The following is a 13,392-nucleotide window of genomic DNA, read 5'->3' on the forward strand; positions in this document are numbered from 1 at the left end:
CGAACTCCCATGAAACTCAAACCAGTTGCCGCCCTTGCCGCCCTCCTTCTGCTCCCCCTGTCCGGCTGCGGTGGCAGCGCGCAGGCGGGCGACGGATCCACGGTCACCGTCACCGTCGGCTACCAGTCCAAGACCATCAACACGGTCACCGCCGGCACCCTGCTGCGCTCCCTCGGCTACTTCGAGAAGCAGCTGAACTCGCTGCACGACGGCAAGACCTACAAGGTCGACTGGCAGGACTACGCCACCGGCGCCCCGATCACCGCGCAGATGACCGCCGGGAAGATCGACATCGGCTCGATGGGCGACTTCCCGCTCCTCATCAACGCGGCCCGCGGCAAGCAGCTCGGCAAGCCCACCCGCCTGGTCTCGGTCACCGGCTACAACCTCCGCGGCGGCCTGAACACCATCGTCACCGCCCCCGGCTCGAAGCTCTCCTCCCTGACGGACCTCAAGGGCAGGAAGGTCTCCACAAGCATCGGCTCCGCCGCCGACGGCACCCTCGTCCGGGCCCTCCAGCGCGCCGGCATCGACCCCGACAAGGGCATCGAGAAGCTCAACCAGCAGCCCGCGGTGGGCGCTTCGGCCCTGTCGGCGGGCAGTACGGACGCGCTGTCGCAGTTCGTCGCCTGGCCGGGCCTGCTCGCCTACCAGGGCAAGGCGAAGGCCCTGTACGACGGTGCCGAGCTGAACCTCCCCACCTTCCACGGCGTCACCGCCCGCGAGGACTTCGCCAAGGACCGCCCCGCCGTCCTGGAGGCCTTCCTCAAGGCCCAGGCCCAGGCCACGGACTATCTGAACGACCACCCCGTCGCAGCCGCCGAGAAGGTCGCGAAGGCCACCTCCCTGCCCGCCGAGGTCGTCTACCTCTACAACGGCGCCCACGGCATCGCCACCTTCGACCCGGCGATCAAGCCCCGGCTGGTCTCCGCCCTGAAGGAGGACGTCTCGGTCCTGAAGGCGGCCAAGCTGACCGGCGACGTGGACGTGGACTCCTTCGTCGACGACCAGTACGTCAAGAAGGCCCTCGGCGCGGACTACGCCAAGCGCCTGTCCGCCGCACCCGCCGCCCCGGCTAGCGAGGTCTGGCCCAAGGGCGCCGCCGAGACCCGGAGCTTCAGGACTCCCGCCGAGCTCCTGGCGTACGTCTCCGCGCACCGGGACGGCATCCGCGCCGCCTACGTCCCCGACGCCACCACCGGCACCCTGTGGTTCGCCGACAAGGCGGTCTGGGTGACCGACGGCGAGCAGCTCCTCCCCTTCGTCGCCCCGGAGACCGCGAACGCCTACGTCTCCGCACACGGCGGCGCCCGGATCGTCTCGTACGCCGACGCCCTGGAGCAGGCGTCGTGAGCGGGCGGACCCCGCGGGCCGGAGGGTTCCGGCCCCGGTATCCGCGGCGCGCGGGCCGGTTCGCGACCCGGCTGGCCGCGCTCGCCGCCGCCCTCGGCCTGTGGCAGCTGCTGACCAGCCTGGACATCGATCTGTGGCTGCGCTTCTCGCAGTTCCCCACGGTCACCGACGTGGCCGGCACCTTCGCCGACCGGCTGTCCGGCGCCGACTACTGGACGGACCTCACCGACAGCCTCACCCGCATCCTCACCGGCTTCCTCCTCGCCGCGCTGCTCGGCGTGGCGACGGGCGTGCTCGTGGCGCGCTCGCGTCTCGCCGAGGACCTGCTCGGTCCGGTGCTGGAGGTGATCCGCCCGATCCCGGCGATCGCCCTGGTCCCGGTCGCGATCCTGCTCTTCCCCTCCAACGAGCAGGGCATCGTCTTCATCACCTTCACCGCCGCCTTCTTCCCCGTCCTGGTCTCCACCCGGCACGCGGTCCGCGCGCTGACCCCCGTGTGGGAGGAGGCCGTGCAGACGATGGGCGGCGGCCGGTGGCGGATCCTCGCCTCGGTCGTCCTGCCGGGCGCCCTGCCCGGCATCTTCGGCGGCCTGTCCGTCGGCATCGGCGTCTCCTGGATCTGTGTGATCTCCGCCGAGATGATCTCCGGCCAGTACGGCGTCGGCTACCGCACCTGGCAGGACTACACCGTCGTCAACTACGCGGGTGTCTTCGTCGGCATGGTCACCATCGGCGTCCTCGGCTGGCTCACCTCCACGGCCGTGGAACTCCTGGGCCGCCGGCTGACGCGCTGGCTGCCGCGGACGTCGTACGACGGCACCGGCCGCTCCCGGCCCGGCGCGGCCACCCCGGCCGGCGCCGTCACGCGGGCACCCGCCACCCCCGCGCACCCCGAGTCGCCCACACCCGCTTCCAGGACCGAGGAGGCACACGATGAGCACCTCGTCTGACACGTCCGAGGCGATCGGTACGACGCCGAAGGGGTCAGGTACCGGCGGCGCGACCCGCCTGAACCGGGCCGCTCCCGGCACAGGCACCTCCGCCCGCGGTACCCGCCTCACCCTCACCGCCGCCGAACTGGGCCGCCCCGACGCTCCCGTGCTGACCGGCGTCGACCTGGACATCGCCGCCGGTGAGATCGTCACCGTCGTCGGCTCCTCCGGCTGCGGCAAGTCGACGCTGCTGCGTACCCTGGCCGGCCTCCTCCCGCTGCTCGGGGGTGAGGTCGCCCAGGACGGACGGCCCCTCGCCAGGCCCAGCGCCGAACGGGCCCTGGTCTTCCAGGAGGACGCCCTCCTGCCCTGGCGCTCCCTGCGCGCCAACGTCGAACTCCCGCTGGCCATCAAGGGGTTGCCGCGTTCCGAACGGCGCACGCAGGCCGAGTCCTGGCTCGGCCGGGTCGGACTCGCCGACCGCGCCCAGCAGTTGCCGCACCGGGTGTCCGGCGGGCAGCGCCAGCGCGCCCAGCTGGCCCGCGCCCTGGCCGGCCGGCCCCGTGCCGTCCTGATGGACGAACCCTTCGGCGCCCTCGACGCCCAGACCCGCGCCGGCATGCAGGACCTGCTGGTCGAGGTGCTGCACGGCACGGGCGCGACCGTCGTCTTCGTCACCCACGACGTGGACGAGGCACTGTTCCTCGGCGACCGCGTGGCACTCCTCGGCAACGGCCGGCTGACCGCCGTACGCGACGTGCCGCGCCCCCGCGACCGTACGGCGCACGACGATCCCGCGCGCGTGGCGCTGCGACGCGACGTCCTCTCCTCGCTCGGCACGTGAAAGGCACCCTGGTGGACACCCCTCTGCAGATTCCGGCCCTCGACGAGGCCGAGGAGCTCACCTGCGACGTCCTGGTCATCGGCGGCGGCACCGCCGGCACCATGGCCGCCCTGACCGCCGCCGAGCACGGCGCGAACGTCATCCTGCTGGAGAAGGCCCACGTCCGGCACTCCGGCGCCCTCGCCATGGGCATGGACGGCGTCAACAACGCGGTCATCCCCGGCCGCGCCGAGCCCGACGACTACGTCGCCGAGATCACCCGCGCCAACGACGGCATCGTCGACCAGTCCACCGTCCGCCAGACCGCCACCCGCGGCTTCGGCATGGTGCAGCGCCTCGAGTCGTACGGCGTGAAGTTCGAGAAGGACGAGCACGGCGACTACGCGGTCCGCCAGGTCCACCGCTCCGGCTCCTATGTGCTGCCGATGCCGGAGGGCAAGGACGTCAAGAAGGTCCTGTACCGGCAGCTGCGGAGGCGCGAGATGCGGGAGCGGATCCGCATCGAGAACCGGGTGATGCCGGTGCGGGTGCTGACCGCCGAGGGGCAGGCCGTGGGCGCGGTCGGCCTCAACACCCGTACGGGCGCCTTCGTCACGGTCCGCGCGGGCGCGGTGATCCTGGCGACCGGCGCCTGCGGCCGCCTCGGCCTGCCCGCCTCCGGCTACCTGTACGGCACCTACGAGAACCCGACCAACGCGGGCGACGGCTACGCCATGGCCTACCACGCTGGCGCCGAACTCACCGGCATCGAGTGCTTCCAGATCAACCCGCTGATCAAGGACTACAACGGCCCCGCCTGCGCCTACGTCGCCAACCCCTTCGGCGGCTACCAGGTCAACCGGCACGGCGAACGCTTCGTCGACTCCGACTACTGGTCCGGTCAGATGATGGCCGAGTTCGCGGCGGAGGTCGCCTCCGACCGAGGCCCGGTGTACCTGAAGCTGAGCCACCTCCCCGAGGAGTCGATCTCGTCCCTGGAGTCGATCCTGCACTCCACGGAACGGCCCACCCGGGGGACGTTCCACGAGGGCCGCGGTCACGACTACCGCACCCACGACATCGAGATGCACATCTCCGAGATCGGTCTGTGCGGCGGCCACTCGGCCTCCGGTGTCCGGGTCGACGACCACGCCCGTACGACCGTCCCCCGCCTCTACGCCGCCGGCGACCTGGCCTGCGTCCCGCACAACTACATGATCGGCGCGTTCGTCTTCGGCGACCTCGCGGGCGCGGACGCGTCCCAGTACGCCCCGTACGAAGGGGAGTTGCCGCTCGACCAGCTCCGCGAGGCGCACGACCTGATCTACCGCCCGCTGCACAACCCGGACGGCCCGCCGCAGCCCCAGGTCGAGTACAAGCTGCGCCGCTTCGTGAACGACTACGTGGCCCCGCCGAAGTCCGGCGCGCGACTGTCGCTCGCCCTGGAGGCCTTCGAGCGCATGCACACCGACATCGCCGAGATGGGTGCGCAGACCCCGCACGAGCTGATGCGCTGCGCCGAGGTCTCCTTCATCCGCGACTGCGCGGAGATGGCCGCGCGGGCGTCCCTGGCCCGCACGGAGTCCCGCTGGGGTCTCTACCACGACCGTCTCGACCATCCTCATCGCGACGACGCCTCCTGGTTCCACCACCTCGACCTGCACAAGTCCCCCTCCGGTGCGATGGAGTTCACGGCTCGTCCCGTGGCTCCCTATCTGGTCCCGATCGACGAGTTCACGCCGGTCGGCGGTCCCTCCCGGCACATCGGCGAGGTGCACGCCGAGGACGTGGCGACGGCCGGCTCCCGGGACCTGGCCCCGGTCGCGACCGGACTCCTCGACACCGGGGCGGACGGGACCGGATCGGCCGGACCCGAACCGCTCGGTGGGCCCGGCCCGTCGGAGGCGGCACCGGCCGAACAGGTCTCCGGCCGGATCCTCGAACTCGTCGCCCTCGCCGAGGAGCAGCCCGAACTCGACGCCCTGCTGCCCTACTTGAACGACCCGGCCGCCGCGGTGCGCCGCGAGGCCGTCGCCGTCCTCACCGAGACGGTGCCGCCGGGAACGGGACCCGCCCTCGCAGACGCACTCCGTGACTCCGCTCCCGAGGTCCGGGCCACCGCGGCAGCGTCCCTGCGCGAACTCGTCGAGACGCTTCTCCCGGAGCCCACCCTGCGCGACGGCCTGGCCGCCGCTCTCGCCGAGTCCGACCCGGTCGTCCGCGCCGCCGCCCTGGACGTCCTGCGCGCCCTGCGCCTCGGGGACGCCGACCTGTTCGCCAGGTCCCTGACCGACTCGGACATCGCCGTCCGCATCGAGGCCGTCCGTGCCCTCGTCTCGGTGGACGCCGCCACCGAGCTGGCCCGCGCGGCGGTCACCGATCCGTCCCGCGAGGTCCGGGTGACGATCGCCAAGGCGCTGGCGACGGTGTCGGCGGAACGCCCGCTCGATGTCGTCCTCGACGCTCTGACCCGGCTCACCGAGGACCCCGACGCGCTCGTGCAGGGCGCCGCCTACGGAGCGCTGGCCACCACCGGCTGCCCCGCACCGCTCGCCACCCGGGCGGTGACCGCCCTGTCGGCCTCCGCGTGGCAGGTCCGGTCAGGTGCGGCGACGGCGCTGTCCGCCGCCGACCCTGATGTGGCCGTCCCCGCCCTCGCCAAGGCTCTCGCCGACCCGAACTCGGACGTCCGCAAGGCCGCCGTCCTCGCCCTGACCCGGCTCACCGGCACCGAGGACGCCCGCGCGGCCCTGGCCACGGCGACGACGGACTCGGACGCGGACGTCAGGGCGTATGCGGCGAAGGGCCTGCAGAACCGGCCTTAGGAACCACCCGCACCAGCGACCCGGGGCCCCGGGAATGCCGGCACCGTCCGGGCCCGGGGCCCTATATCCAGTCCTCCGGCTCGGGCTCGGCGTCCATCTCGGGCCAGTGGTCGTCCACCGTGCCGGTCGCCGTGCCAGTCCCGGTCGGCGCGGCGTCCTGTGCGGTGTCCTGTGCAAGGCCGCCGTCCAGAGCAGCCAGCACCCCGATGACGCCCTCCCCGTACGTCGCGAGCTTCTTCTCGCCGACCCCGCCGATGCCTCCGAGCTGCGTCACCGACGTGGGCCACACGGTGACGATCTCCCTGAGCGTGGCGTCGTGGAAGATGACGTACGCCGGGACGCCCTGTTCGCGGGCCTGCTCGGCGCGCCAGGCCCGCAGTGCCTCGAACGCCGGCACCAGTGCCTCGGGCAGCTCGGCCACCGGGGCCTTGGCCTTGCCCCGCCCGGACGAGGACGAGGAGGCCGACTTGGCGGTCGCCTGCTTCTTCGGCTCCTTGCGCAGCGGGACCTCCCGCTCCCGGCGCAGCACCTCACCGCTCGCCTCGGTCAGCACCAGCGTGCCGTACTCCCCCTCGACCGCGAGCAGCCCCTGGGCGAGCAACTGCCGGACCACTCCCCGCCATTCGCCCTCGGAGAGGTCCTCTCCGATACCGAAGACGGACAGCTGGTCGTGGTCGAACTGGATGACCTTGCCGGTGCGCTTGCCGAGCAGGATGTCGACGATCTGCACCGCCCCGAACTTCTGCCCCCGCTCCCGCTGCAGCCGCACCACCGTCGACAGCACCTTCTGGGCCGCGACCGTGCCGTCCCAGGTCTCGGGCGGTACGAGGCAGGTGTCGCAGTTGCCGCAGCCCGTCTGGCCCGGCTCCTGACCGAAGTAGTTCAGCAGCTGTTCGCGCCGGCACTGAGCCGTCTCGCACAGCGCCAGCATCGATTCCAGGTGGGAGGCGGCCCGGCGCCGGAACGCCTCGTCGCCCTCGCTGGACTGGATCATCTTCCGCTGCTGTATGACGTCGTTGAGGCCGTACGCCATCCATGCCGTCGAGGCCAGTCCGTCGCGGCCCGCGCGGCCCGTCTCCTGGTAGTAGCCCTCGACCGACTTGGGCAGGTCGAGGTGGGCGACGAAGCGGACGTCGGGCTTGTCGATGCCCATGCCGAAGGCGATGGTCGCCACCACCACCAGGCCGTCCTCGCGCAGGAACCGGGACTGGTGGGCGGCACGGGTCCCCGCGTCCAGACCGGCGTGGTACGGGACCGCCTCGATGCCGTTGCGGGAGAGGAACTCGGCCGTGGCCTCCACCGACTTGCGCGAGAGGCAGTAGACGATGCCCGCGTCTCCCGCGTGCTCCTCCCGCAGGAACGCGAGCAGCTGCTTCTTGGGGTCGGCCTTCGGCACGATCCGGTACTGGATGTTGGGCCGGTCGAAGCTCGCCACGAAGTGCCGGGCCGTCGGCATGCCCAGCCGTTGGGTGATCTCCTGGTGCGTCGCATGCGTGGCCGTCGCCGTCAGCGCGATCCGCGGCACGTCGGGCCAGCGCTCGCCGAGCAGCGAGAGGGCCAGGTAGTCGGGCCGGAAGTCGTGGCCCCACTGGGAGACGCAGTGCGCCTCGTCGATGGCGAAGGCGGCGATCTTGCCCCGGGAGAGGAGGTCCAGTGTGGAGTCGAGCCGCAGCCGCTCCGGGGCGAGGTAGAGCAGGTCCAGCTCTCCGGCCAGGAACTCGGCCTCCACCGCACGGCGCTGGTCGAAGTCCTGCGTGGAGTTCATGAACCCGGCGCTCACACCGAGTGCCCTGAGCGCGTCCACCTGGTCCTGCATCAGCGCGATGAGGGGGGAGACGACGATGCCCGTGCCGGGTCTTACCAGGGACGGAATCTGGTAGCACAGCGACTTGCCGCCGCCGGTCGGCATGAGGACGACGGCGTCCCCGCCGGCGACCACGTGCTCGATGATCTCTTCCTGCTCGCCGCGGAAGGCCTCGTATCCGAAGACCCGGTGGAGCGTGGCCAGTGCCTCGCTGTCGGTCACACCTGGCATCTCGCTGATCCCGCCCATCCCACCCATTGTCCCGTCCCCCGTACGTCGTCCCTCGATCACTGCCTCCACGATAGGGGTCCGGACTGACACCGTCGGAGTTATCCACAGGCCGCGTCCGTGACATACGAACACCTACCGTGGCACGCGGCTCCCCGCCGAACACGTCGGGCCCCGGCTCCCTCGCGGGGAACCGGGGCCCGACGCACACACACGCACCGCAGGTCAGCGCACGAACACTCCCGCCTGGTTCGCCAGGTCCAGGAAGTACTGCGGCGCCACACCCAGCACCAGCGTGACCGCCACGCCGACTCCGATCGCCGTCATCGTCAGCGGCGACGGCACGGCCACCGTCGGTCCGTCCGGCTGCGGCTCGCTGAAGAACATCAGCACGATCACGCGGATGTAGAAGAACGCCGCGATGGCCGACGAGATCACACCGACCACGACCAGCGGCGCAGCGCCGCCCTCCGCCGCCGCCTTGAACACGGCGAACTTCCCGGCGAAGCCGGAGGTCAGCGGGATGCCCGCGAAGGCCAGCAGGAACACCGCGAACACGGCGGCCACCAGCGGTGAACGTCGGCCCAGCCCCGCCCACTTGGACAGGTGCGTCGCCTCGCCACCCGCGTCACGGACCAGCGTCACCACCGCGAACGCGCCGATCGTCACGAACGAGTACGCCGCCAGGTAGAAGAGGACCGACGACACTCCGTCCGGCGTGGTCGCGATGACACCCGCGAGGATGAAGCCGGCGTGCGCGATCGAGGAGTACGCCAGCAGCCGCTTGATGTCGGTCTGTGTGATCGCGACGATCGCACCGCCCAGCATGGTGACGATCGCGACGGCCCACATGACCGGCCGCCAGTCCCAGCGCAGACCGGGCAGCACCACGTACAGGATCCTCAGCAGCGCGCCGAACGCGGCCACCTTGGTCGCCGCCGCCATGAAGCCCGTGACCGGGGTCGGTGCGCCCTGGTAGACGTCCGGTGTCCACATGTGGAACGGCACGGCGCCCACCTTGAACAGCAGGCCCATGACGATCATCGCGGCGCCGATCAGCAGCAGCGCGTCGTTGCCCATGGTGTCCGCGAGCGCCGGGTCGACCGTGCCGATCGTGCCGTCGACGACCTTCGCGATCGTGCCGTACGACACCGAGCCCGCGTAGCCGTACAGCAGGGCGATGCCGAACAGGGTGAACGCGGAGGCGAACGCTCCGAGCAGGAAGTACTTGACCGCGGCCTCCTGCGACAGGAGCCGCTTGCGGCGGGCCAGCGCGCACAGCAGGTACAACGGGAGCGAGAAGACCTCCAGGGCCACGAACAGCGTCAGCAGGTCGTTGGCCGCCGGGAAGATCAGCATGCCGGCGACCGCGAAGAGCAGCAGCGGGAACACCTCGGTGGTGGTGAACCCGGCCTTCACCGCGGCCTTCTCGCCGTCGCTGCCCGGCACGGAGGCGCCCTGGGCCGCGAACGAGTCGGTGCGGTTGCCGTGCGTCTCGGGGTCGAGCCGCCGCTCGGCGAAGGTGAACAGGCCTACCAGGCCCGCCAGCAGGATCGTGCCCTGGAGGAACAGGGCCGGTCCGTCGACGGCGATGGCACCCATGGCCGCGATGCCGGACTTGGTCGTGGCGTATCCGTTCGCGGCGAGCACGACGACCGCCGCGAAGGCCACGCACAGCGCTACGGCGGACATGATCCACTGGACGTGGTAGCGGGCTCTGCGCGGGACGAACGCCTCGACCAGCAGCCCGAGCAGCGCTGCTCCCAGGACGATCAGGGTGGGCGACAACTGCCCGTATTCGATCTTCGGCGCGTCGATCTTCGTGATCGGGTCGGCCGCGGTTGTCCACAGGCTGTGGACGACTGTTGCGCTCACTTGGCCGCCTCCGCCTCGGGCTGGGGGTCCTTCTTGTGTACGTCGGACATGGTCGACTTCACCGCTGGGTTGACGATGTCCGTGACGGGCTTCGGGTAGACGCCCAGGAAGATCAGCAGCACGATCAGCGGGGCGACGACCAGGAGTTCCCGCACCCTGAGGTCGGGCATCGCGGAGACCTCCGGTTTCACCGGGCCCGTCATCGTCCGCTGGTAGAGGACGAGGGTGTAGAGCGCGGCGAGCACGATGCCGAAGGTCGCGATGATGCCGATCGCCGGGTAGCGCGCGAACGTGCCGACCAGGACCAGGAACTCACTCACGAAGGGCGCGAGGCCCGGCAGCGACAGGGTGGCGAGGCCGCCGATCAGGAAGGTTCCGGCGAGTACCGGGGCGACCTTCTGGACCCCGCCGTAGTCGGCGATGAGCCGCGAGCCGCGCCGCGAGATCAGGAAGCCGGCGACCAGCATCAGCACGGCCGTCGAGATCCCGTGGTTGACCATGTAGAGCGTCGCCCCGGACTGGCCCTGGCTGGTCATCGCGAAGATGCCCATGATGATGAAGCCGAAGTGCGAGATCGACGCGTACGCCACCAGCCGCTTGATGTCCCGCTGGCCGACCGCGAGCAGCGCCCCGTAGACGATGCTGATCACCGACAGCACGAGGATCGCGGGAGTCGCCCACTTGCTGGCCTCCGGGAAGAGCTGGAGGCAGAAGCGGAGCATCGCGAAAGTGCCCACCTTGTCGACGACCGCTGTGATGAGCACGGCGACCGGTGTGGTGGCCTCCCCCATCGCGTTGGGCAGCCAGGTGTGCAGCGGCCACAGGGGCGCCTTCACCGCGAAGGCGAAGAAGAACCCGAGGAACAGCCAGCGTTCGGTGTTGGTCGCCATGTCGAGCGTGCCGTTGGCCCGCGCTTCGGCGATCTGCTGGAGGCTGAAGTTCCCGGCGACCACGTAGAGGCCGATGACCGCGGCCAGCATGATCAGGCCGCCGACCAGGTTGTAGAGGAGGAACTTCACGGCTGCGTACGAGCGTTGGGTCGCCGCGTTCTCATCGGAGCCGGCGTGGGCCCGGTCCCCGAAGCCGCCGATGAGGAAGTACATCGGGATCAGCATGGCTTCGAAGAAGATGTAGAACAGGAAGACGTCGGTGGCCTCGAAGGAGATGATCACCATCGCCTCGACGCCCAGGATCAGGGCGAAGAAGCCCTGCGTCGGCCGCCACCGCTTGTTGCCGGTCTCCAGCGGGTCGGCGTCGTGCCAGCCCGCGAGGATGATGAACGGGATCAGCAGCGCGGTCAGCGCGACGAGCGCCACCCCGATGCCGTCCACGCCCAGTTCGTAGCGGACCCCGAAGTCCTTGATCCAGGCGTGGGACTCGGTGAGCTGGTAACGGTCGCCGTCCGGGTCGAAGCGCACCAGGACGACGGCGGCCAGCGCGAGGGTGGCGAGCGACACGAGCAGCGCCAGCCATTTCGCGGCGGTGCGCCGTGCGGCCGGCACGGCGGCCGTGGCGATCGCCCCGATCGCCGGGAGCGCCGCCGTCGCTGTCAGCAGAGGAAACGACATCGGTATCAGACCGCCCTCATCAGCAGGGTCGCGGCCACGAGGATCGCCGCGCCGCCGAACATCGAGACGGCGTACGACCGCGCGTAGCCGTTCTGGAGCTTGCGCAGCCGTCCGGAGAGACCGCCGACCGAGGCCGCCGAGCCGTTGACCACACCGTCGACCAGGGTGTGGTCGACGTAGACCAGGGACCGCGTGAGGTGCTCTCCGCCGCGGACCAGGACCACGTGGTTGAAGTCGTCCTGGAGCAGGTCGCGCCGGGCGGCCCGGGTGAGCAGCGACCCGCGCGGGGCGACGACGGGGACCGGGCGCCTGCCGTACTGGAGCCAGGCGAGGGCGACGCCGATGACCATCACGGTCACCGTGGCCGCCGTGACCGTGGTGGCGCTGATCGGCGCGTCTCCGTGGTCGTGCCCGGTGATGGGCTCCAGCCAGTGCAGGAAGCGGTCGCCGATGCTGAACAGTCCGCCCGCGAAGACCGATCCGAAGGCCAGCACGATCATGGGGATCGTCATGGACTTGGGCGACTCGTGCGGGTGGGGCTCAGCGTGCTCACCGTGGTGCTCGGCGGCGGGCTCGGCGCTGGGGGCCTCCGGGGAGCGGGTGGCCTGGTTCTTCCAGCGCTCCTCCCCGAAGAACGTCATCAGCATCACGCGCGTCATGTAGAAGGCGGTGATGGCCGCGCCCAGCAGGGCGCAGGCGCCGAGGATCCAGCCCTCGGTGCCGCCCTTGGCGAAGGCCGCCTCGATGATCTTGTCCTTGGAGAAGAATCCGGACAGCCCCGGGAAGCCGATGATGGCGAGGTAGCCGAGGCCGAAGGTGACGAAGGTGACCGGCATGTACTTGCGCAGGCCGCCGTACTTGCGCATGTCGACCTCGTCGTTCATGCCGTGCATGACCGAACCGGCGCCGAGGAACAGCCCGGCCTTGAAGAAGCCGTGCGTCACCAGGTGCATGATCGCGAAGACGTAGCCGATGGGACCGAGGCCCGCGGCGAGGACCATGTAGCCGATCTGCGACATGGTCGACCCGGCCAGCGCCTTCTTGATGTCGTCCTTCGCGCAACCGACGATCGCACCGAACAGGAGCGTGACGGCACCGACGATGGTCACGACCAGCTGTGCGTCGGGTGCCGCGTTGAAGATGGCTCCGGAGCGGACGATCAGGTAGACGCCCGCGGTCACCATCGTCGCCGCGTGGATGAGGGCCGAGACCGGGGTCGGGCCCTCCATCGCGTCCCCGAGCCAGGACTGCAGCGGCACCTGGGCGGACTTGCCGCAGGCGGCGAGCAGCAGCATCAGGGCGATGCCGGTGAGCGTGGCCTCGGAGGCTCCGCCGACGAGCCCGGGCTCCTCGTGGGTGCCGAGCACCGGGCCGAAGGCGAAGGTGCCGAACGTCGTGAACATCAGCATGATCGCGATCGACAGGCCCACGTCGCCGACGCGGTTGACGAGGAACGCCTTCTTCGCCGCGGTGGCCGCGCTGGGCTTGTGCTGCCAGAAGCCGATGAGCAGGTAGGAGGCGAGACCGACGCCCTCCCAGCCGACGTACAGCAGAAGGTAGTTGTCGGCGAGGACGAGCAGCAGCATCGCCGCGAGGAACAGGTTCAGATAGCCGAAGAAGCGGCGGCGCCGCTCGTCGTGCTCCATGTACCCGATCGAGTACAGGTGGATCAGCGAGCCGACGCCGGTGATCAGCAGCACGAACGTCATCGACAGCTGGTCGAGGCGGAAGGCGGCGTCCGCCTGGAAGCCCTCGACCGGGACCCAGCTGAACAGGTGCTGGGTGAGCGTGCGGTGTTCGGCGTCCTTGCCGAGCAGGTCGGCGAAGAGGACGGCGCCGATGACGAAGGAGGCGCCGGCGAGGACGGTGCCGATCCAGTGGCCGACGGCGTCCAGTCTGCGGCCGCCGGTGAGCAGGACCGCCGCTCCGAGCAGGGGCGCCGCGATGAGCAGCGCGATCAGGTTCTCCACGATTCAGCGACCCC

At 70.7% G+C, this 13,392-nt stretch carries 8 protein-coding genes; 4 read left to right on the forward strand and 4 right to left on the reverse strand.

Translation table 11 applies throughout. From position 1 onward, the window contains the following. The first annotated feature begins 9 nt into the window (after positions 1 to 9). Genes ACFYRX_RS04510 through ACFYRX_RS04525 form a run of 4 tightly spaced genes read left to right on the forward strand, consistent with a single transcriptional unit; the run spans position 10 to position 5,933 of the window. Positions 10 to 1,353: an ABC transporter substrate-binding protein gene (locus tag ACFYRX_RS04510; protein WP_389096519.1), complete on the forward strand. Its 1,344-nt coding sequence runs from the start codon at positions 10 to 12 to the stop codon at positions 1,351 to 1,353. After that, positions 1,350 to 2,303 (forward strand): ABC transporter permease, encoded by a 954-nt coding sequence (locus tag ACFYRX_RS04515; protein ID WP_389096521.1) that lies wholly within the window; start codon positions 1,350 to 1,352, stop codon positions 2,301 to 2,303. Before ACFYRX_RS04510 ends, ACFYRX_RS04515 begins: the two co-directional genes overlap by 4 nt. Continuing rightward, the gene (locus ACFYRX_RS04520; RefSeq protein ID WP_389096522.1) at positions 2,287 to 3,129 is read left to right on the forward strand and encodes an ABC transporter ATP-binding protein; all 843 of its coding nucleotides are present in this window, start codon (positions 2,287 to 2,289) and stop codon (positions 3,127 to 3,129) included. The genes ACFYRX_RS04515 and ACFYRX_RS04520 overlap by 17 nt, the downstream gene beginning before the upstream one ends. A gap of 11 nt (positions 3,130 to 3,140) precedes the next feature. After that, positions 3,141 to 5,933 (forward strand): fumarate reductase/succinate dehydrogenase flavoprotein subunit, encoded by a 2,793-nt coding sequence (locus tag ACFYRX_RS04525; protein ID WP_389096524.1) that lies wholly within the window; start codon positions 3,141 to 3,143, stop codon positions 5,931 to 5,933. A gap of 61 nt (positions 5,934 to 5,994) precedes the next feature. Here the strand turns inward: ACFYRX_RS04525 and recQ are convergent, their stop codons facing one another. From recQ to nuoL, 4 genes are all read right to left on the reverse strand, one after another. Beyond that, a complete protein-coding gene (gene recQ, locus ACFYRX_RS04530; RefSeq protein WP_389096932.1) occupies positions 5,995 to 7,995 on the reverse strand; it encodes a DNA helicase RecQ in 2,001 nt (666 codons plus the stop codon). 195 nt (positions 7,996 to 8,190) lie between these two features. Beyond that, positions 8,191 to 9,840 (reverse strand): NADH-quinone oxidoreductase subunit NuoN, encoded by a 1,650-nt coding sequence (gene nuoN, locus ACFYRX_RS04535; protein WP_389096526.1) that lies wholly within the window; start codon positions 9,838 to 9,840, stop codon positions 8,191 to 8,193. Next, positions 9,837 to 11,408: an NADH-quinone oxidoreductase subunit M gene (locus tag ACFYRX_RS04540; protein WP_389096528.1), complete on the reverse strand. Its 1,572-nt coding sequence runs from the start codon at positions 11,406 to 11,408 to the stop codon at positions 9,837 to 9,839. The genes nuoN and ACFYRX_RS04540 overlap by 4 nt, the downstream gene beginning before the upstream one ends. A gap of 5 nt (positions 11,409 to 11,413) precedes the next feature. Then, the gene (gene nuoL, locus ACFYRX_RS04545; RefSeq protein WP_389096530.1) at positions 11,414 to 13,378 is read right to left on the reverse strand and encodes an NADH-quinone oxidoreductase subunit L; all 1,965 of its coding nucleotides are present in this window, start codon (positions 13,376 to 13,378) and stop codon (positions 11,414 to 11,416) included. Positions 13,379 to 13,392 lie beyond the last annotated feature (14 nt).

The sequence above is a fragment of the Streptomyces sp. NPDC005374 genome (assembly GCF_042872225.1).
GTDB lineage: Bacteria > Actinomycetota > Actinomycetes > Streptomycetales > Streptomycetaceae > Streptomyces.

Bases quoted from the DNA above. Each gene is read 5' to 3' on its own strand.
- recQ (WP_389096932.1), bottom strand. From the start codon at position 7,995: ATGGGTGGGATGGGCGGGATCAGCGAGATGCCAGGTGTGACCGACAGC.
- ACFYRX_RS04520 (WP_389096522.1), top strand. From the start codon at position 2,287: ATGAGCACCTCGTCTGACACGTCCGAGGCGATCGGTACGACGCCGAAG.
- ACFYRX_RS04510 (WP_389096519.1), top strand. From the start codon at position 10: ATGAAACTCAAACCAGTTGCCGCCCTTGCCGCCCTCCTTCTGCTCCCC.
- ACFYRX_RS04540 (WP_389096528.1), bottom strand. From the start codon at position 11,408: ATGTCGTTTCCTCTGCTGACAGCGACGGCGGCGCTCCCGGCGATCGGG.